Source organism: Campylobacter sp. IFREMER_LSEM_CL908 (assembly GCF_025771545.1).
Taxonomy (GTDB): domain Bacteria; phylum Campylobacterota; class Campylobacteria; order Campylobacterales; family Campylobacteraceae; genus Campylobacter_D; species Campylobacter_D lari_D.
In genome coordinates this window covers 25,187-46,228 of the sequence record NZ_JAKMQK010000008.1, presented here as the reverse complement: position 1 = coordinate 46,228, position 21,042 = coordinate 25,187, and the positions used below count along the sequence as shown (strand labels likewise).

Annotated in this window: 16 protein-coding genes and 2 pseudogenes; 6 read left to right on the top strand and 12 right to left on the bottom strand. The window is 28.5% G+C overall.

Annotated features, from left to right (window positions below; genetic code table 11):
• Positions 1-6: 6 nt before the first annotated feature.
• The 7 genes from L8U04_RS04415 to L8U04_RS04385 form a co-directional block, all read right to left on the bottom strand.
• Entirely contained in the window at positions 7-129 is a 123-nt protein-coding gene (locus tag L8U04_RS04415; protein WP_318529485.1) for a dihydroneopterin aldolase, read from the bottom strand.
• Between the two features lie 169 nt (positions 130-298).
• A complete protein-coding gene (locus L8U04_RS04410) occupies positions 299-1,321 on the bottom strand; it encodes a ribonucleotide-diphosphate reductase subunit beta (protein WP_133319022.1) in 1,023 nt (340 codons plus the stop codon).
• Positions 1,318-1,734 (bottom strand): RDD family protein, encoded by a 417-nt coding sequence (locus L8U04_RS04405; protein WP_263664901.1) that lies wholly within the window; start codon positions 1,732-1,734, stop codon positions 1,318-1,320. Before L8U04_RS04405 ends, L8U04_RS04410 begins: the two co-directional genes overlap by 4 nt.
• A complete protein-coding gene (gene pyrE, locus L8U04_RS04400; protein ID WP_133319020.1) occupies positions 1,734-2,342 on the bottom strand; it encodes an orotate phosphoribosyltransferase in 609 nt (202 codons plus the stop codon). The genes L8U04_RS04405 and pyrE overlap by 1 nt, the downstream gene beginning before the upstream one ends.
• A 2-nt stretch (positions 2,343-2,344) precedes the next feature.
• The gene (gene frr / locus L8U04_RS04395) at positions 2,345-2,902 is read right to left on the bottom strand and encodes a ribosome recycling factor (RefSeq protein ID WP_039668941.1); all 558 of its coding nucleotides are present in this window, start codon (positions 2,900-2,902) and stop codon (positions 2,345-2,347) included.
• Positions 2,903-2,916: 14 nt separating this feature from the next.
• Positions 2,917-3,261 carry a preprotein translocase subunit SecG gene (secG, locus tag L8U04_RS04390; protein WP_133319019.1) on the bottom strand — a complete coding sequence of 115 codons (345 nt, stop codon included), beginning with the start codon at positions 3,259-3,261 and terminating at the stop codon, positions 2,917-2,919.
• Between the two features lie 102 nt (positions 3,262-3,363).
• The gene (locus L8U04_RS04385) at positions 3,364-4,065 is read right to left on the bottom strand and encodes a Bax inhibitor-1/YccA family protein (protein WP_039629164.1); all 702 of its coding nucleotides are present in this window, start codon (positions 4,063-4,065) and stop codon (positions 3,364-3,366) included.
• Positions 4,066-4,225: 160 nt separating this feature from the next.
• On the opposite strand from L8U04_RS04385, the gene L8U04_RS04380 reads away from it, so the two are divergent.
• Both L8U04_RS04380 and L8U04_RS04375 read left to right on the top strand, forming a co-directional pair.
• A complete protein-coding gene (locus tag L8U04_RS04380) occupies positions 4,226-4,864 on the top strand; it encodes a carbonic anhydrase (RefSeq protein ID WP_133319017.1) in 639 nt (212 codons plus the stop codon).
• Positions 4,861-6,732, top strand: coding sequence for a mechanosensitive ion channel family protein (locus L8U04_RS04375; protein ID WP_133319016.1), 1,872 nt, complete (start codon positions 4,861-4,863; stop codon positions 6,730-6,732). The genes L8U04_RS04380 and L8U04_RS04375 overlap by 4 nt, the downstream gene beginning before the upstream one ends.
• Here L8U04_RS04375 and L8U04_RS04370 read toward each other — a convergent pair.
• Together L8U04_RS04370 and L8U04_RS04365 are read right to left on the bottom strand one after the other, a co-directional pair.
• Positions 6,729-7,043, bottom strand: coding sequence for a hypothetical protein (locus L8U04_RS04370; RefSeq protein ID WP_263659567.1), 315 nt, complete (start codon positions 7,041-7,043; stop codon positions 6,729-6,731). The genes L8U04_RS04375 and L8U04_RS04370 overlap by 4 nt on opposite strands.
• 31 nt (positions 7,044-7,074) lie before the next feature.
• The gene (locus L8U04_RS04365) at positions 7,075-7,437 is read right to left on the bottom strand and encodes a hypothetical protein (protein WP_263661615.1); all 363 of its coding nucleotides are present in this window, start codon (positions 7,435-7,437) and stop codon (positions 7,075-7,077) included.
• A gap of 101 nt (positions 7,438-7,538) precedes the next feature.
• On the opposite strand from L8U04_RS04365, the gene L8U04_RS04360 reads away from it, so the two are divergent.
• Together L8U04_RS04360 and pbpC are read left to right on the top strand one after the other, a co-directional pair.
• Positions 7,539-12,824 (top strand): alpha-2-macroglobulin family protein, encoded by a 5,286-nt coding sequence (locus L8U04_RS04360; RefSeq protein ID WP_263709519.1) that lies wholly within the window; start codon positions 7,539-7,541, stop codon positions 12,822-12,824.
• Positions 12,821-15,025, top strand: a complete 2,205-nt coding sequence (pbpC, locus tag L8U04_RS04355; protein WP_263709518.1) for a penicillin-binding protein 1C — start codon at positions 12,821-12,823, stop codon at positions 15,023-15,025. The genes L8U04_RS04360 and pbpC overlap by 4 nt, the downstream gene beginning before the upstream one ends.
• Positions 15,026-15,041: 16 nt before the next feature.
• Here pbpC and L8U04_RS04350 read toward each other — a convergent pair whose 3' ends face one another.
• Entirely contained in the window at positions 15,042-15,725 is a 684-nt protein-coding gene (locus tag L8U04_RS04350) for a hypothetical protein (RefSeq protein ID WP_263709516.1), read from the bottom strand.
• Positions 15,726-16,080: 355 nt separating this feature from the next.
• Here L8U04_RS04350 and L8U04_RS08355 point away from each other — a divergent pair.
• Positions 16,081-16,704, top strand: a pseudogene (locus tag L8U04_RS08355) (hypothetical protein); the annotation flags it as partial.
• Between the two features lie 1,077 nt (positions 16,705-17,781).
• Positions 17,782-18,162, top strand: a pseudogene (locus L8U04_RS08350) (methyl-accepting chemotaxis protein); the annotation flags it as partial.
• A 25-nt stretch (positions 18,163-18,187) separates the two neighbouring features.
• On the opposite strand, the gene L8U04_RS04340 reads toward L8U04_RS08350, so the two are convergent.
• Together L8U04_RS04340 and dnaG are read right to left on the bottom strand one after the other, a co-directional pair.
• Positions 18,188-19,171, bottom strand: a complete 984-nt coding sequence (locus tag L8U04_RS04340; RefSeq protein WP_214135261.1) for an MnmA/TRMU family protein — start codon at positions 19,169-19,171, stop codon at positions 18,188-18,190.
• A 65-nt stretch (positions 19,172-19,236) separates the two neighbouring features.
• Positions 19,237-21,024, bottom strand: coding sequence for a DNA primase (gene dnaG / locus L8U04_RS04335; RefSeq protein WP_263709515.1), 1,788 nt, complete (start codon positions 21,022-21,024; stop codon positions 19,237-19,239).
• Positions 21,025-21,042: the final 18 nt, after the last annotated feature.

The window sequence follows — 21,042 nt, the reverse complement described above, 5'->3', positions numbered from 1 at the left end:
GCCACCTTATAGATTCATTAGGCCTAAGATTGCGCCTGATTTGCGACCTAAATAGTCAAATACCATAATAGCCCATGAAATTACAAGTATAGAAAAAGCTAGTTTTTCTTTTTCAGGCTTAATTATCATGAGAACTATGGCAATAAAGACTAGCAAAAGTTCTAAAAACTCCATAATCACCCCTTTACTAATAAAATAAAATGGCGGATTTTACAATAATGAAATAAATAAAAATAAAATATTAAATAAAAAGAGAATTTTAGTTTAAAAAAATGTAAAATATGGGTAGTTTTGTGACTTAAAAGTCATCAAAACTCAAACTCCCTTTAGAATAGTTTGTAACCTTGCTTTCAAAGAAATTGCTTTTTTGATCATTAAATTTAGAAAAATCATCTACCCATTTAATAGGATGTTTTGCATTATAAATTTTATCAAGATTAATAGCTATTAGTCTTTGATCAACAAGATAGTGAATGTACTCTTCTATAATATCGTCTGTAAAACCCATGATTTGATTTTGAGTGATGTATTTACCCCATTTGATCTCAAGTTCACCTGCTTTTTTAAACATATCATAAATTTTGTTTATATTGATATCATTAAACAAATCAGGTCTTTCTTTACGCACAGAATTAATCATATTTTGAAATAATAATAAATGAGTAATTTCATCTCTTTGTATAAAGCGTATCATTTGTGCTGAACCTAGCATTTTTCCTGCACGCGCTAAAGCATAAATAGCAGTAAAACCACTATAAAAATACACTCCTTCTAGAATTTGATTTGCTACCATTGCAAGTAAAAGTTTATTATCATCTACTTCGCCAGCTAATTCTTCATAAATACTTGAAATGAAATCATTTTTTTCTCTTAAAGTCTCATCGTGTTTTTCCATTTCATAAATTAAGTCTGTATTTTCACAGATTGCTTCAACCATCACTGCATAAGATTTTGAGTGATTTGCTTCTTCATAAGCTTGTCTTGCTAAAACCGCATTGATTTCAGGTGCTGTGATATAAGGGTTGATATTATCAGCAAGATTGTTTGTTTGAAAACTATCCATTGAGATAAGTTGAGACCAAACTAGATCATACATTCTTTTTTCTGCTACGGTTAGATTGCAACGATAATCTAGTGCATCTTTTGTTGTATCTACTTCTTTTGGAAACCAAGTATTTGCTTCCATTAAATCCCAAAGTTTTAAAGCCCATGTGTATTTTGCTTTAGTAAAATTTAAAATACCATGTGGGTTGCCGTTAAATACTTTTCTATCATTTAAAGTTTCATTTGATTTTGGATTATAAATTCTTTTTCTATTCATTTTTCCACCTTTGTTACAATAGCGCTTTGGCTTAAAATATCATGCAAGGCTAAGGTATCCTTTCTTAAAAAGCTTACCAAAAAGCCAATCAACAAGCCAAAGCTTATAATGAAAATTACATAGCGTAGGATTATTCTAAAAAAATTAAGTTTGTGTCCATTTTTAATATCAATCAAGTATAAATCATAAGCTTTAAGTCCAGGACTTTGAGCTTTTTTTACTAAAAATAATGCTTGTAAAAATCCAAAAAGCAATGGGCACAAAAAAATTATAAGTTGATTGCTTAAAAAAGCTTCTTTAGAGCCAAGAGTAAAATAAAACAAATACAAAATGGGCACATAAAGCAAAAATAGATCAATCAAAAAGGCTTTAAATCTTAAAAAGCGAGTGGCTATTTTTGCTTTAGTTTTCATTAGTTACCACGACTACCAGGTTTGATAGCTTTAGTGCCTTTTTCACAAAGTGGGCAAGTATTTGCATCATAAATATCAAATTCAAAATTTCCTAGTGCAAAAAGTGGTAAATTTTGTGGTAATTTTGCATTTTCTTTTCTTGGATTGTTTAAATTTTTTACAGCACAAAAACCACGATTTGCTAAAGCTGCAAAACCTACTACCTCTCCACCTAAATTCTCGATGATTTTTGCACTCTCAAGTGCTGAGCCACCTGTTGTAATAATATCTTCACAAACGATAAATTTTTCACCTTTTTTTACTTCAAAACCGCGTCTAAGACTCATCACTCCTTCTACGCGTTCAGTAAAAATAAAGCGTTTGTTGCAAGCTCTAGCAAGTTCATAACCTGCTAAAATTCCACCCAAGGCAGGCGAGCAAATACTATCAAATTCAATATTAAAACTAGCAATAACTTTTGCAAGCTCATCACAAAGCTCACCTGCTAGTTTTGGATTTTCTAAAACTTTAGCACTTTGAAGGTAAAACTCAGAGTGTTTCCCTGAGCTAAGTAAAAAATGTCCTTGTAGGTATGCTCCACAATCTTTATAAATTTGTTCTAAGTTCATTTTTAAACCTTTAAAAGTTCCGCTTCTTTGTTTTTAACTAACTCATCTACTTTTGCTGTATAATTATCGGTTTGTTTTTGTACTTCATCATAAGCTTTTTTAGCTTCATCTTCTGAGATTGCTTTATCTTTTTCTAGTTTTTTTACCGCATCATTTGCATCTTTTCTAATATTTCTAATAGCAACTTTAGCCTTTTCGCCCATAGCTTTAGCATTTTTAGCATTTTCTTCTCTTTGTTCTCTTGTCATAGGAGGAAAAAATAATTTAACACTTTCACCATCATTATTTGGATTTACTCCAATGTTTGCCGCAGCTATAGCACTTTCTATGGCTTTTAGCATTGATTTTTCCCAAGGAGTAATGCTAATAGTTGAAGCATCGGTTGCTAAAACTGTTGCTACTTGATTTAATGGAGTTGCACTACCATAATAATCTACATGAATATGATCAAGTATATTTATATTTACTTTGCCAGTTCTTATGGTAGTAAAATCTTTTTTTAAGGCCTCTAAGCTTTTGTCTGATTGTTGTTTTTGCTTGGTATAAATTTCATTTAGCATGGTATTTCCTTTTTTTATTTGCTAGTATTACTTTCGCTAATTGGAGCACTTGGTGCAACTGGAATGCTAGTTGTGTTTGTTTCAGGTGCCTTTGGTAAAATTTGTTCTGCTTTTTCAGCAAGTGAGTTAGAATTAGCATTATTATACATATAACTTAGAGCAATTGTATTAGCGATAAGTAAAACACCCATCACAAAAGTAAATTTAGCTAAAAACCCTGCAGGACCCTTTGCTCCAAACAAGCTTTCATTACTTCCGCTATATGCTCCAAGTCCTATGCTTGAGCTTTTTTGTAATAAAACAGCAATACAAATAATCACAACAATTGCAAATTGCAAAATAATTAAAAGAGTAGTCATGAATTTTCCTTATTGAAAATAAAATGAGTATTTTAACTTAAAAAGTTTGATAAAAACTTGAAAGAGGTAAAGAAAATTTGCGAGAATTTTTCTCGCAAATTTTTATCTGCTATTAAAGCTTCTTAAAATATTAAGAAGAGAGATGAAAAGATTGATAAAATCAAGATAAAGCGCAACTGCACCTTCGATTGGTGTTTCATAATTTCCTCTAATGATGTTTTGAGTATCATAAAGAATGTAAAAAGAAAATAAAATTGCACCAATACCAGAAATTGCTAAGCTTAAAAGTGAACTTTGAAAAAAGATATTAATTAAAGAAGCTACTACGATAACAATTAAAGCTATAAAAAGCATTTTTCCCATCATAGTAAAATCTCTTTTTGTATTCATAGCAAAAACGCTTAAAGCACCAAAAGCCACTGTTGTTAAAGCAAAAGCTTGAGCGATAATGCTAGCTCCTGCAGGAAGTGCTAAAACAGAATATAAAAGTGGTGTTAAAGTAAGTCCTGAAACAAAAGTAAAGGCAAAAAGTAAAACTAAATTAAGCGGAGCTTCTCTTTTTTTCCATTGTAATGCAAATAACAAGCCAATTTCTACGATAAATAAAATCCAAAAAGTTGCTTGAGATTGTGCAAATAAATGTGCTAAGGCAAAAATTCCTATGTAAGCACCTGCTGTTGCAGCTAATAATGAAGCAGCAAAAAGCTGATAAGTTTGTTTTATAAAAATGCTCAAATCACTTCTAGCATAACCTTCAAATTCTTGAGTTTTAGAGTTAGAATAATCTCTATCATAAAGACTCATTAAAATCCTCCAATAATTTTTAAAAATTAAAATTTACAAAAAAAAGATAAATAAAAGATTAAAATTGTATAAAAATATAACAAAAAATAAATTTATAGATTTATTTTAAGTAAAAATAATTTAGTATAATGCTTTATTAAAATGCAAAAAAGGACTTTTTTTGAAAGACTTGATCGAGGGTGCTTTAAAATTTATGCAAGAAGATTTTAAAGAGCATGCAGAACTTTTTGAAAGTTTAAAAAATAAACAAAATCCCCACACGCTTTTTATAGGATGTGCTGATTCAAGAGTTATACCAAATTTAATTACTAATACAGGCCCAGGAGAGCTTTTTGTTGTAAGAAATATAGGCAATATAGTTCCACCTTATAGAGTAGGAGATGATTTTTTGGCAACTACTTCAGCTATTGAGTATGCTTTTAGTTCTTTACATATAAAAAATATCATAGTTTGCGGACATAGTAATTGTGGTGGCTGTGCGGCTTTATATGCAAATGAAAATGAGCTAAAGAGTATGCCGAATGTGAGAAAATGGCTTACCTTGCTCGAGCCTATTAAAAATAAGGTTTTAAAAGTTGCAGGCAGTGATTTAGCCATGCGATCTTGGATGACTGAAAAAATGAACTTGGTTAATTCTTTGCAAAATTTATTAACCTATCCAGGTATAGAAGAAGCTTTAAATAAAAAAGAAATAGAACTTCATGCTTGGTATTACATCATAGAAACGGGTGAAATTTATGAGTATGATTTTAATTTTGAAAATTTTGTTTTAATACAAGAGAGGGTGAAAAAAGTATGAAAAAGATTGTTAATATTATTTTATTATTTTTATTTATTAGCACTTTGAATGCACAGGAAAAAAATGCTTTAGAAGATAAGAACAGTATTTTTGCTTTGGTACAAGATTATATAGAGCTTAATTTACTTTTGGAAAGTTTTAAAACCGGTGATACAAATAGCACCGAATTTCAAGATAATATCAAAGAAATAGAAAAACAAAAAACAGCTCTTTTGACTACTTTACCTTTAAAAATGGTATCTCAAAAGATTGATGATAAAGAAGCAAAAGATTTTTTAAAAACTAAGAATGCTTTACAAAAAAGTGTTGAAAATGCTCAAGCTAAAAAAAGATATTATGATTATGTGGATAATAAAATCAAACTTTTAAATTTAACCTCTGCAGAACATTTTTATCTTTGTATATTTGAATTAGAAAAAGTTTTTATAGAAGGTGCTCAAAGTCAAAAAATAAAAAAAATTATTGATGAAAGCATTGACTCATTAAAAGAAGATATAGTTTTTAATTTTGCTTTAGATAAAGAGAAAATTAATGATATTACTCAACTTAGAACTTTAGAGCTTAGTGAAAATAATTTAAGAAATACCATCAAGTCATATAATGAAATTTTGGTATATCTAAGAAATAATGCAAATTTGCTTGAAACTAATTTTTTATTTACGGGCTTGGGCTTGCAAAATGCCATTAATTATATTAATAAACAAACCTCTATTAGTAGTGTAAATGTTGGAAAAATAGTTATTTCTATTATTGTCATTGTTTTGTTTTATTCTTTGAAATTTTATCTTGCAAAAATTTTGTATTTTGTATTGATACATTTATTTGGAAAAAATTCAGAAAATGTAGAAATAAAAACTCACTTTTTAGAAAAGCTCCAAGGACCAGTGGGTTGGTTTTTGTTTGCTTATGCTATTGGAATTTGTTTTACTATTTTTTACTATCCTGCACCTGTAGATATAAGAATTAGTAATATTTTATCAATTGTTTATGTTATTTTAACTGCTTGGCTTGTGATAAATATTTTTGATAGTTATGGTATGGTAATTGTGGCAAAGCTTGCTGAAAAAAGTGGCAAACGCGAAGTGGTTAATTTAATTATTAAAATTTTATATTTTATTATTATAGTAATAGCTGTTTTATTTGTTTTATCACATTTAGGATTTAATATTTCAGCATTGATTGCATCTTTAGGTATTGGTGGTTTGGCTGTGGCATTGGCAGCTAAGGATATTATTGCAAATTTCTTTGCTTCTGTGCTTTTGCTTTTTGATAACAGCTTTAATCAAGGCGATTGGGTTGAAATTTCAGGTATAGAAGGAACTATAGTAGAAATTGGGCTTAGAAAAACTACTATTAGAACTTTTGATAATTCTTTGGTGTTTTTACCAAATTCAACTATTATGGGAACTAATATAAAAAATTGGAGTAAAAGAAAAATAGGACGCCATGTAAAATTATTTATAGGTGTAACTTACGATGCAAGACCTGAACAACTTGAGCAATGTGTAGAAGATATAAGATATTTATTAGCTACTAGTCCTTTGATAGCTCAAGTTGATGATAGTGCGCTAAATCATGGTGGAACCCGCGCTAGATATAGACAAAATTTAGTTTCAGTGAATGATTTAGAAGGATATAAAAATAATACTTATGTGGCTGTGAGTGGCTTTAGCGCAAGTTCTATTGATATAGAAGTATATTTTTATACTAAAGCAGTTGATGCTGCAGGTTTTAGAGAAGCACGACAAAGTATTTTACTTGAATTAATGAAGATTGTCGAAAGAAATAAACTAAGTTTTGCATTTCCTTCACAAAGTCTTTATATAGAAAAAATCAATAAAGACGATAAAGAAGAGTTATTATCTTAATAAGCTCTTCTTTGATCATCACACTCTACTATAATTTTTTCAGCAATGATAATGCTTCCATTTTTACTGCCTTTAACTTTAACAAGACTTCCTTTTTTTAGATCTTGTACATTGGCTTGTTTTTTATTGCTACCAAAAATTCCGCAGTTATAAATATCTATATGTGTTTGGGGTAAAATGGTAATAATTAAGTTATTATCAAAACTTGTTTGAATACTTATTGTATGTGTAGTAGTGTTTTTTAAAATACCTTGAATTTTATAAGCAAATACAAAAGTGCTAATGCAAATTAATATAAGAAAAAAACGCATTAAAATAACTCCTTTTTAGGAGTTATTTTACTTAATAAGCTCTTTTTTTGCATTCTATTTTAATTTCTTTAGCGGTTATATTTTGAATTTGATTTGGTGTTTGTGGGTTTGGTGTTGTTTGAGTATAGCCATGAAAAACTTCAGCTTCTATAAAAGTTCCTACTTTTAAATCTCTAAAAGTGCCATATTTATCCATACCAAAAATACCACAATCATCCATGTCAATTTCTGTATTTGGTAGAATTTTTATATTCATTTTTTCTCCATAGGTAGTATCGATTAAAATAGTCTTTGCACCATCATTTACATCTACTATCACACCATAAATTCCATCTGCATAAGCAAGACTTGAAAGACTTAAAGTTGTTAATAATGCAGCGATTTTCTTTTTCATTTTTTCTCCTTTATTTTTATGTAAGAATTATATAATTTTTTGAGTGAAGCAAGAGTGAATTTAGATATAATTTGAAAAATTTACCAAAAAGAGGATAACCCATGAAAGGATTTTTACATTATTTTTTTATTGTTTTGCTTGCAAGCTTGTTGTTTGCATGTTCTAAAAATGAAGATAAGAGTTCTATTATAAGATCTTATGGTTTTAATGAAAATACGCATAGTATTTTTATAGAATTTAATACCAATATCATTACAGAAAACATAGGTGTTGTAAAAGAAAGAGAAATTGTTATTAATAATCAAAAAATAAAAGCAAAGTATGAACTTGAAACTTCCACAAGATTAAACATATACACTTCTTTAAAAGCAAATCAAAATTATGATATTTTTATAGACTTAAGTGATATTGTAGCTGATGAAAAAATACAATTAAAAGTAAAAACTCCTTTTGAAAAACTAGATGTCAAAGGATATTTTCAAAATATATCAAATGATGAGAGTGTGTTGATTTTAAATGTTCAAAGTTTTTATGCTTTTGATAAAGATGAGTTGTTAAAAGCTGTAAAAATTAATGCACAAGAAAAAGAAATTCAAATAGATAAAATTATCATCCAAGATGATATAGCAAGTGTGTATTCTAAGCCATTAAAAATTAAAAATACAAACACTAATATAAAAGTAGTTTTTGATAAAGAAATTTTAGGTTTAGAGAAAAATATAGATTTAGAATATATTTTACTTGCAAAGAACGAATTTGTATTTCAAAATGCAAATATAATCAATAAAAACATAGAATTACTTTTTTCTCAAAGTATTTCGCAAGATCAAAATTTAAAAGAGTTGATTTTTATTACACCCAAAGTAGATTTTAAAGCATTGGTATTTGGGAATAAAATCAAGCTCATAGGAAATTTTACTCCAAATAAAACTTATAAAATTCAACTTGCTCAAGGGATTAAAAGCGCTGATGGAATTAGTACAAAAGAAAGCTATAAAACTCAAGTGAGCTTAAAAGACTATGAGCCTGCTATAAGTTTTACAAATCAAGGGGTATTTTTATCTAGCAAAGCGAGTAAAAAAATAGCTTTTAAAAGTTTAAATATTAAAAAGATCCATTTAGAAGTTCATCAGGTATTTTCAAATAATTTAAGTGAATATTTAAGATATAAAAATCTTCAAGGTGCTAAAAATTTAAGTGATTATGATAGTGATATTTTTTCAGAGAGTGATTATACTAGTGAAGTAGTATTAAAAAAAGACTTTGATATTAAAAATGTTAAAAATCAATGGCAAGAAAATGAGATAGCTTTAGATGGTTTAAAAGATTTAAGTGGTGTGTTTATAGTTAAGCTTTATTTTAAAGAAGAAGATATTGATTATGTTTTTGATGAGGGTATGGAGAGTTGGAAAAAGCAAAGATTTTTCGATCAAAAAGCAAAGATTAGTAAAAATTTGATTTTCTCAGATATAGCTTTAATTGCTCAAAATTTAAATAAAAAACTTTTTGTCGATGTGAGAGATTTTACCACGCAAAAGGCTTTGGGTGGGGTTAGGGTTGATATAATTAGCAAAAGCAATCAAATTTTAGCTTCTAAGACAAGCGATGATAATGGTTTGGCTGTTTTTGATGATATTGATGAGTCAAGAGCTTTATTTATCATTGCTTCAAAAGATAAGCAAGCTTCTATTTTACGCTTAAGTTCGCCTTTATTATATGATGGTTTTGATGTAGATGGTTTAGAGCAAAATTCTCAAAACAAAGTGTTTATTTACACAGAAAGAGGGGTTTATAGACCAGGTGATGATATACATTTAACTATGGTTGCAAGAAATGATAAAGGAGCTGTTAATCACCCTATATTTTTGAGTTTTTTTGATCCACGCAATAAAAAGTTTTTAGATAAAATTAAACTTGATCCTTTGAGTAATGGAACTTTTTATAAAAAGATTTCACTTGATCAACAAGCTTTAAGTGGAGTGTATTTAGCTAGAGTAGAATTTGCAAATGCTATTTTTGATAAAGAAATTTTAGTGCAAAATATAGTGTCAAATCGTATAAAAGTATCTATACAAGCTCCAAAAAGTATAAAAGAAAATGAAAAATTAGATTTTAATATTAGCTCAAAATATCTTTTTGGAACACCAGCAAGTAATTTACAATATCAAGCTGATTTATTTGTAAGTAAAAAAGAATATAAAAATTCAAAATATCCAGAATATATTTTTTCAAATCCTAGTGTTTTAGTGCAAAAATATCAAGATAATTTAAAAGGCATTTTAGATGAAAGTGGCTTTGTAAAGCAAGAATTTGCTTTAAAAGATTTTTTTAAAAATACTCCATATAATCTTGAAGCTAACATAAGGGCTAGGGTTTTTGAAAAAGGTTCAAGATCGGTTGAAGCGCTTGTGAATTCACAAGTGATATTGCATGAGTATTTTGTGGGTATTAAGCGTTTAAAAAATCACTATTTAAGCTCGGGTTCTACAATTAATTTTGAAGCTATTGTGAGTGATTTAGATGAGAATTTGATAGCAAATAGGGAGATTAAATATACTATTTATGCAAATGATTATTCTTGGTGGTGGGATTATGATAATTATGATGATTTTTTAAAATCACTCAAAAAAGATAAAAACACACAAATCATTACCCAAGGAACTATTTTAAGTAAGGATAAACCGGTTAAAATAGAATTTGATCCCAAAGAATACCATGGTGAAATGTTTATAGAGCTTGAAGATACACAAAGTAAAACAAGCACAGGAGAGTTTTTTTATATTAGTAGTTTTGGTGCGCCAAGTAATGCTGATATAGTGAGTTCTTTAAAAATAAAAAGCGATAAAAAAGAATACAAACCAAACGAAACAGCTTTTATTGAATTTGAAAGTGTTAAGGGTGCAAAAGCCATCGTTACTTTAAATGATAATGTAAAGGTTTTAAAACGCTTTGTGATAGATACGCATGAAGATATTACAAAGGTTGAAATTCCTATTCTTAAAGAATATAAGCCAAATGTGTATGTGAGTGTGATTTTGCTTCAAGATTATAATCAATACACTAACGATAGAGCCTTAAGACTTTTTGGTGTAGTGCCTTTGAATGTAGTAGATGAACAAAGTAAAATCGAGCTTGATTTAAAAGTACCGGATAAAATCATGCCAAAACAAGATTTTGAAGTAGAAATTCAAAGTAAAAACAAGCAAAGTTATACTTATACCATAGCTATTGTAGATGAGGGTTTGCTTGATGTGAATGCTTTTAAAACTCCAGATATTTGGGGATATTTTTATCAAAAAATTCGCTTTAACATGAGCATATATGATACCTATGATAAAATCATTGCTAAAAATATTTCTAATGCTTCCAAGGTATTAACTACAGGTGGTGATGTTTTCTTAGAAAGTAGGGCAAATAAAAGTAAAAACGATGAAAAAGCAAGACGATTTAAACCTGTTGTGTTGTTTCAAGAGCCAGTACAAAGTGATGAAAATGGTTATGCAAAATTAAAATTTAATATGCCTTCGTATCTAGGTTCGGTTAGAGTTATGGTAGTGGCGAACAACTTAGCAGGTTTTGGCAGTGCTTCTAAAGATATCCAAGTTAGCGCACCTGCTGTAATGCTTGAAACTTTGCCAAGGGTTTTAAGACTTGATGATGAGTTTAAGCTTTTGGTGCAGGTATTTAAAGTAGATGATGATGTAAAAAATGCAAAACTTAAACTAAAAACAAAAAATTCACTCATAAATTTTGAAAAAGATGAAATTTTAATTGATTTTGGTAATGAAAAAACAAAAGATATTTATATTAACACAAGAGTAAATTCAAGCAAGCTTGGGGTGGAAGAAATAGAGTTAAGTTTAAATGCAAAAGATTACACCTATACTCAAAATACTCAAATTGACATAAAAGCACTAAATACGATTACTTATGAGGGAAAATCTTTTAAAATTCCTGCAAATACTTTTATGGAGTTTAAAATCACACAAGATTATATCAACCCAGTGGCGTTTTTAAGTGTGAGTTCTAAGCCTATTTTAAATATAAATCATAGATTAAAATACTTGCAAAATTATCCTTATGGATGTATAGAGCAAAGTACTTCAGCAGTTTTACCGCAACTCTTTTTACAAAAACTTGATCAAGGAGCAAATGAACAAAAAAATATTAACAATATCAATGCATTGTTAAGTAAATACGCAAATTTTCAAACTTCCAATGGTGGTTTTGCTTATTGGCAAGGACTTAAAGATTCTGATGCATGGGGAAGTAATTATGCAGGTATGTTTATGATTTTAGCCAAAGAAAGAGGCTATTATGTGAGCGAGGGAATGTTTAAAGCATGGCTTGATTATCAAAAACGCTATGTTTTAAAAGCTCAAACAAATAAAGAAATTAGAATAAATTCTTTATATCTTTTAGCTTTAGCCAAAGAGCCAAATTTAAGCATAATGAATGCTATTTATGAAGATAGTACTTATTTGCAAAGCTTAAACAATGTAAGTCTTTGGCAACTTAGTGCAGCTTATAAATTAGCAGGTTTTGATGAGGTAGCTTTAAATATAGCTAAAAATTTAAGTACAAAGCCTGATGAAAAAGCTAATTATACTCATACTTATGGATCTTTTCTAAGAGATGAAGCTATTATTGCAAATGCGTATAAAATAATTTATGGTAAAAATAATGATGAATTATTAGATGATATTAAAAAAACTTTAGAAAGTCAAGCTTGGCTTAGCACTCAAAGCACAGGCTATGCTTTATATGCTTTGGCAAATAGCTTTAGTGATGAAAATCCTAAAACTATCAATGCAAGTGTAAAAATTAATGGTGAGAGTAAAAAGCTCAATGCAAGTTTTTCTAAATTTGAGTTTAATCAAGGCAGCGCTTTGATAGAAGCTAAAGAAGATACTTATGTGCATTTTGGAGTAGAGGGAATTAAAAAAGGCATTGTCGAACCTTTTGCGCAGCGTATGTATATAGAAAGAAGTTTTTATGATGAAAATGGAAATGAAATAGATGAAAGTGCTATAAAAAGCTCTCAAATTTTTTATATGAAATTAAAAATATCAAATAAAAATTATCCGGGCACTTCTAATATAGCTTTAACTCAAATTTTACCAAGTGGATGGGAGATAGTACATGATCTTTTAGATGATGAAACTCCTAATTTTGTGAAAAATTCTTATTATGATTTTGTAGATATAAGAGATGATAAAATCATGTATTTCTTTCCTTTATACTCTGATGAGTCAAGAGAATTTTTTGTGAAATTAAGTGCTGTTACTCCAGGTGTTTATACTTTGAGTGGAGCTTATGCTGAAGCAATGTATGATAATGCTTATAGAGCTTTAAGTGAGAGTAAAAGAGTCAAAGTAGTGCAGTGAAAATCAAAATAAGCCTTGCAATATGCTTTTTAAGTCTATGTCTTTACATAGGCTTAATTTATTTTAGCTTTGATAGTAAGGATTTATTTAAATGCACTTATAGTAAGGTTTTGTTTGATAAAAATAAAGAAATTCTTAGTGTATTTTTAGATTCTAACGAACAATGGCATTTAGAGAGTGAGTTTATACCGCAAAAATTAAAAAGCGCAGTTCTTTTATATGAAGACAAAAATTTTTATTCTCATTATGGAGTAGATTTTTTAGCGATTATAAGAGCTTTTAAAAATAATCTTTTTTCAAGTAAAAGAAGTGGTGCAAGTACAATTTCTATGCAAACAATCAAACTTCTAGAGCAAAACAAACGCACATATTTTAATAAATTTAATGAAATCATCAAAGCTTTTGCTTTAGAAAGCGTTTATGATAAGGAAGAAATTTTAAGACTTTATTTAAATAATGCTCCTTATGGAGGAAATTTAGTAGGTGTTGCAAGTGCTGGTTTATTTTATTTTGAAAAAGATTTAAAAGATCTTACTTGGAGTGAAGCAGCCTTGCTTGCTGTGCTTCCTAATAATCCAGGTTTAATTAATCTTGAAAAAAACAAAGATAGACTTTTAAAAAAACGCAATGCTTTGCTTGATAGGCTTTTTGAAAAGGGATATTTTTCTAAAGATATTTTAACTCTTGCAAAGGCTGAAAAACTTCCTAGCTTTAAAACAAGGAAAAACTTGGCTCCACATTTAGCGCGTAGGCTTTTAGCAGATAAAGAACAAATCGTTTCTAGTATAGATAAAAAAATTCAAATTAAATTTGAAGAAAAAGCTAAAGAATATTCTTATAAACTACAACAAAAAGGCATAAAAAATCTAGCTATATTGTTAGCAGATACCAAAACAAATAAAGTTTTAGCTTATGTAGGCTCTAATGATTTTTATGATTTTGCAAGTTTTGGTCAAGTTGATGGGGTGATAGCAAAGCGTAGTGTGGGCTCAACCTTAAAACCTTTGCTTTTTGCTTTTGCCATAGATGAGGGACTTATAGTGCCTGAATCTTTAATGCTTGATGTACCTACATTTTTTTCTAACTTTGCTCCACAAAATGCAAATAAAAAATACCATGGTTTTATTAGCGCAAAAGAATCTTTGCAAAAATCACTTAATGTTCCTTTTGTAAGCTTACTTGCAGAATATGGGTATGAGAAGTTTTTTTATAAGCTCAAAGATATTTTAGATTTTGAAGATGAAAATTTTAAAAAATACGGACTTTCTTTGATTTTGGGCACAAAAGAATTTAGTTTAGAAGATATGGTAAAAATCTATCTAGGACTTGGAAATTATGGAAATTTTAAAGAGCTTTTATATGAAGAAAATGCATTTACTAAAGAAAATAAAAAGCTTATTAGCGATGGAGCAAGCTTTTTAACCTTACAAACTTTAAAGGATTTAGATAGAGCAGGTTTAAGACAATATGATTTTAATACTATTATTTCTTGGAAAACAGGCACAAGTTATGGTAGAAAAGATGCCTGGGCTATAGGAACTTCTCCAAAATACACTTTAGGAGTGTGGGTTGGAAATTTTAATGGCGAGGCAAATGCAAATTTATATGGTGTAAGCATAGCAGGGGAATTGTTTTTTGAACTTTTAGCCTTACTTGAGAGAGTTAATTTAGAATTTGAAAAGCCTAATGATTTAGTTTCTATCAAAATTGAAAATCAAACAGGATATAGATATGATTATAAATTTGACTTTAAAGAAGTGCTTTACCCGCAAAGTGCAAATGTCTTAAGAACTTCACCATTTTTAAAAGAAGTTTTTATGTATAAAAATAAAGAAGTTGATTCTTTAGATGAAAATTTCATCCATGCAAAGAAAAAGATTATATTAAATTTACCTTCCAATGCACAAGCATTTTTTGCAAAAGAAAAGCAAAATTTACAAAGCTCTAATCAAAATTTAAAAATCATATATCCACTAAATAATCTTAATATCATTTTGCCAAAAGATTTAAAAAGTAAGCAAAAATTGTTAATTAAACTTATAAACCCTAAAAAAGAAAAACTTTTTTGGTATTTAAATCAAGAATTGATTTTTGAAGGAAAAGAAGAAAGTTTATCTTTGGATTTAAAAAAAGGTAAATATGTTATTAATGTTATTAGTGAAAATGGCTCTAATGATTTTATAAAATTTAATATATTTTAATATTATAAAAATATTTTTAAACTTTAATATCTATAATTTTTGGAGTGATATTTTGAGAAAGAAATTGGTTAAATTCTCCCACATCATCATTAAATTTCATACCAAAAAGAATTTCTAATTCTTCTCTTGTGCTAAATTTATTTTTTAAAAGTTTTTTTATAAGTTCATTTTTTGTATTATCATCTTTGTAGGTTTCTTTATTTTTGCTTTTACCTTGTATAGGTTTGAAAGATTTTTCTTTGTCTTTTTCTAAAGTTTCCTGAGGTTCATTGTTCTTTTTACTAAAATCAACAAAGTATGTATTTTGAAGCTCAAGGTATTTTTCTTTAAACTCATCTATGCTTTTACTTGTGTGAAAAATTTTAACATAAGCTTCATCATAATCTATTCCATTTACGCTCAGCCAACTAGGTGATTTGGCATTTTCATTCATCCATTTAAATAAATCTTCAACTTCTGATTTTGATAATTCATTTTTTCTAAGCTTATCTTCTATTGAACCCTCGATTAATCCTATTTTATCGCTAAATTTTTTAGAATTTTTATATAATTTTATTAAATCATTACCTAGTTTTTCTCTTTGTTTTTTTGTAAGTTCAGGATTTGCATTTTTTATACTTTCATTTTTTATTTTATTAAGTGTTTCTGATGGATTTTTTCCAAAATATTTATTAAAAGAGCTTAATGGAAATATTATCATATTCTAGATCCTTTGAGAGTATTTTTGCATTTGTTTGCCATTATTATAACAATAGTGATTTTATAAATATTAGTCAATTTTAACGAGTAAAATTAATCCTTGCTGAACTAAATTCAAGTTTAATATTATAAAACATTTTTTACTTGATTATATTTTAAGTCGAAATTTTTTAATTCCTACTAAATTTATAAAAACTTTCAAATTTTCTTTGTAAAAACTACTCAATTCTTTAGCTTTAACTTGATAATTTTTATTGTTTATAAAATATTTAATATTTTAATAAATTTTAATTTTTATTTAATGAAAAGTTTTTATAATTATAAAAATTTATAATTTATTAACTAAAGGAGAAAAAATGCGTAATTGGAGTCTTGGTGCTAAAATAGTTGCAATAGCTATTATAACGGTTGTTTTAATCTTAAGTATTTTATCTTTTTTGATTATAAACAGATCCACAGCTATTTTAAATACACAAATAGAAAATACACTCACAGCTTCTGTGCATCGTTATGGAAATCAAGCTGAAGCGAGTATTAGGTCTTTATTCGTCAGTACTATTGGTACACAAAGAACTTTAAACAATCTTATTTCAGAAGGTGCTATAAACCCAAAAAGGATAGAAAATATCCTCGGAGAAGCCATTGACGCAAATGGAGATATAGCTTATGGTTATTATTATTTAAAAGACGGAACTGCATATAAAAATTTGGGTGTTGATGTAAAATATTTTTCAAATAATAATGAATTTATGGTGTTAATGAGAGATGTAGACATTAACAATGCTGGCGGTATGCAAACTTTAGCAGCAAGTGAAGAGATTGCTAAAACGAATGCTATAAAAAATTTGATGGGGGGGGGTAAGTTATATTTTGGAGAACCAAGATGGTATAACATACATGGAAATAAATTTCTAGGTGTTCATGTAGCTGCGCCTATTGCAGATAAAAAAGGAAAGGCTATAGGTGTTGTTGGTATGCTTTTTGACCTTAAACCTACGGCTGATTTTTTAAATGATTCTTCAAGATCTATTTATCAAGGAGCAAGAAGGATTTTAATAGCAAGTAATGGTGTTATAGCTACACATCCAAATGCTGAATTTGTTACAAAAAAGATTACAGAGGTTAATAAAAATACAGCTCATATAATAGAAGCACAAAAAACTATCCATGCAGGAGCTATTGATTATAAAGCAGATGATGGTAGTGAATATCATGGTGCTATAAGAGTATTTGAAATATGGCCAAATACAGGAATTTATTGGGCTATGTTGGCTATTGTCCCAAATGAATCTGTATATGCTTCTATTGTGGATTTAAGAAATATTATTTTGATTAATTCTATTATAGCAATAATTGTTATAGTAGTTGTGATTGGTACTTCGGTAAAAAGAATAGTTTCTATAAGAGTGCAAAGACTTCAAGATCATTTAATGAAATTTTTTAGATACTTAAATCATGAGCTTCCAACCGTTGAGGTTTTAATTCCTAGATATAATGATGAACTTGGAAAAATGGCATTAATGATTAATGATAATGTTCAATATATACATACTTGTTTAGAAAAAGATGACATAACTGTGCAAAATATCTTAGAAGTATCTTGTGATATAGAAAAAGGACATTTTACTCAAAGAATAAAAGCAAATCCTGTTAATCCAAAACTTGTGGAATTAAAAGAAGTATTAAATAAAATGCTTGATGATATGCAAATGAAAATTGGTAAAGATTTAAATGAAATAGAAAGAGTTTTTAAAAGTTTTAAAAATCTTGATTTTTCAGATAAGCTTGAGTATGCTGATGGTGAGATAGAAAAATCGCTTAATGCAGTCGGAGAAGAAATAAGAAAAATGCTTCAAGCTTCATTAAAACAAGGGGAAATGCTTCAAACTAAAGCTGATGCTTTAAAAGAGAGTGTTTTAAAGCTTAATGATGGCGCACAAAAACAAGCTGATTCTTTACAAGAAAGCGCAGCTGCTGTTGAAGAAATGAGTGCTTCTATGAACGCAGTAGCAGCAAGAACTGAAGAGGTTATTAAACAAAGTAGCGATATTAAAGATGTAACTGATGTTATTAGAGATATTGCTGATCAAATTAACCTACTTGCATTAAATGCAGCTATTGAAGCAGCTCGTGCAGGAGAACATGGTCGTGGTTTTGCTGTTGTTGCTGATGAAGTTAGAAACTTAGCAGAAAGAACTCAAAAGTCTTTAGGTGAGATTGAAGCTAATACTAATATCTTAGTTCAATCTATTAATGAAATGGGTGAGAGTATTAAAGAGCAAGCTTTAGGAATTTCACAAATTAATCAATCTGTTTCAGTAATAGATGGTTTAACTAAAGAAAACTCACAAATTGCACATGCAACTAATTCTGTAGCAAATGAAGTTGATTCTATGTCGGCTGATATTGTAGCAGAAGTTAGAAGAAAGAAATTCTAAAAAAACTACCCTTTTTAAGGGTAGTTTAATTTATAAAATACTCTTGAATTTTATTTTTATCTTCAAAAGCCATACTTTGGAAAATTTTATCTTTAAAACCTATTTTGTATTTTGTATTATTTTGAGTTTTAGCATAAGTTAGTGCTATGCTTAGAGCAAGTTCAAGATCTTGTGGATTGATATTTTCATCTACCAAAGAATAAGCACCGATTAAATCAAAGAGTTTTAATTCTTCATATTTTTGAGTTTTTAATTCTTTTAAAAATTGATTTTCTAGCTCATTTCTACCTACTATCATTTTAGAGCCATTTGGAAGTCTTAAGTGGCGTCCATATTTTAAAAGTTGTGCATCATTAACTTGCATATTTTTATCAAATTTAATAAAATCTTTGATTTTATTTGAAAAACTCTCAAGTGTGAGTAAACATCCACCACCCGGACTTTCAAAATCTTCAAAACCAAATTTGGCAGCTAGTTCAAGTTGTCTTTTTCTACTTCTTCCGCTGATGTTTTCTAACTTTTCTCTATCAACCCAACCTTCACGCTCAGGTTTGGTTAAAGGTAAATTTTTAGCACACATTGGACGCAAGATTAAATCTTCTTCATCAAGTGCTAATTTTTTTACCTTAGCCATAGCATCATTTCTTTGACTCATAGGGCGTTGACCAACTACTTCTCCTGTGATGATAAAACTTGCGTTTTCATCTTTTAACATAGAAAGAGCGGTTTTAAACATAAAAGCATGACAATCTATACAAGGGTTAAAATGTTTTCCATATCCATATTGAGGGTTAAATAAAACTTCTTGCAAATATGCATTTCTTACATCTATCATTTCAAAACTAGCCCCTGCCATAGCAGCGCGTTTTGCCATGAGTTCGCTTTTATCGCTTGTGCCACCAAAGCCTATATTGATATTTAAAGCTTTTACCTCTATGCCTTGAGAGCTTATAAGTTTTATAGCAAGCATAGAATCAAGGCCACCACTAAAAAGTGCTAATGCTTTCATTTTTTCCTTTCGAAATTTTTGGCATATTGTAGTGAATATTTTTTAATTTTTATGTAAGTTTTTATTTAAAAAACTTCTTCTTCAAAGTTATAATGAATTGCTTTTTTATCTTTTATATTTTTTTGTAATCTACTTAAAAATAATTCTAAACTTTCCTCATCATCTAAAAATTGGACATTTTTTAAAACTTCCATTAAATGATTAAAAAAATTTTCATCATTTTGATAGTTTTTTTTGATTTTTTCTAAATTTTGATTGAGCAAATTATAAATTTGCTTTTTAAAGGCTTGTTTTAAATTTAAGTTTTTTAATTTGTTAAAATGAGCAAAATTAATTTTGCAAATAGCATATAAAAATTCTTCTAAATTACTTAAAATTTTAATATTTTCGATCTCATAAAGTTCTCTTATGCTAGGATCATTAAAGTCTTTTTGTTCTAAAATAGCCTTAGCAATATCTTGATGTAAGAAATATTCTTTTGTGCTTAAAAGTTTAAAAAGTCCTATGGCTTTTTGATTTTCATATAAAAATTTCAAAAGTTCCAACTCGCTTATGTTGTTGATTTTATTTTGTTTTGTAGGAGTAAAAAAATTTATATTTTTTCTAGTATTTTTAGAAAGTTTTATATCATTAATATTTACACCCAAAAGATTTGCTACTAAGGTAGTGTAGGAATTTGCTATTAAAGGTTCAAGGTTAAAAGTATATTTTTGCACCTCTTCTAAAGCCTTTTGCTTACTAAGTGCTGAGCTTAAATCAAAATTTGTGATCAAATTTCTTATATAAAATTCTCCAAGTTCTATACCTTTTTCTAAAATATTAAAAAGCAATTTTTCTTGATGAGTAGCCACTAGTTCAGCCGGATCTTTCCCGCCTTCTATTAAAACTACTTTTCCATCAATTTTTGCTAAACTTAGTAAATGTGCTGAACGCACGGCAGCATTAAGTCCTGCATTATCATTATCAAAGCATAAAATCACTCTTGCCTCTAATCTTTTTATCAAAGGTATGTGATTTTCACCTAAAGCTGTTCCTAAAACTGCTACAGCATTTTTAAATCCTGCCTTATGAAAGGCTATGGCGTCCATATAGCCTTCACAAATTATCATTTCTTTTTGTTTGTAAATGGCATCTTTTGCTAAATTGAGTGCATAAAAAACGCGTGATTTATCAAAAAGTTTGCTTTGAGGTGAATTAACATATTTTGCCATATTTGCTTCATCTAAAGTTCTACCACCAAAGCCTATGAGTAAATTTTTATGATCATAAATACTAAAAGTAATGCGGTTGATAAAACTTGCATAAGCACCATTTTCATTTTGTTTTATTGCGCCAACCTCTAAGGCTTCTTCTTGAGTGATTTGCTCATTTTGTAAAAGTCTTAGTGTTTCATTAGAACTTGGTGCAAAGCCTAGCTCAAAGGTTCTAATATCCTCATCATTTAAACCTCTTTTATAAAGATAAGTTAAAGCTTCTTTGTTTTTAGCTAAGTTTTGCTTATAAAAAGCATTAAGAGTAGGTAAGATGTGAGTGATAGATTTTTTATTGTCTTGTTTTTGTGAGGTGTAAGTAAGTGAAAAATTATTCCACGAAGCAACCTTTTCTACCGCTTCAACAAAATTTAATTTCTCATAATCCATTACAAATTTAAAAACATTGCCCCCAGCTTTACATGCAAAACAATGATAAAATCCTTTAATAGAATTAATATGCATGCTAGGATTTTTATCATCATGGAAAGGACAAACGCATACATAGCCTGAACCTTGTTTTTTTACTTCAACATAATGAGCTATAATATCAACAATATCTGTTTTTTGTAAAAGTTGTTCTATACTTGCTTGTTCTATCATATTTAAACCTTAAAGAAA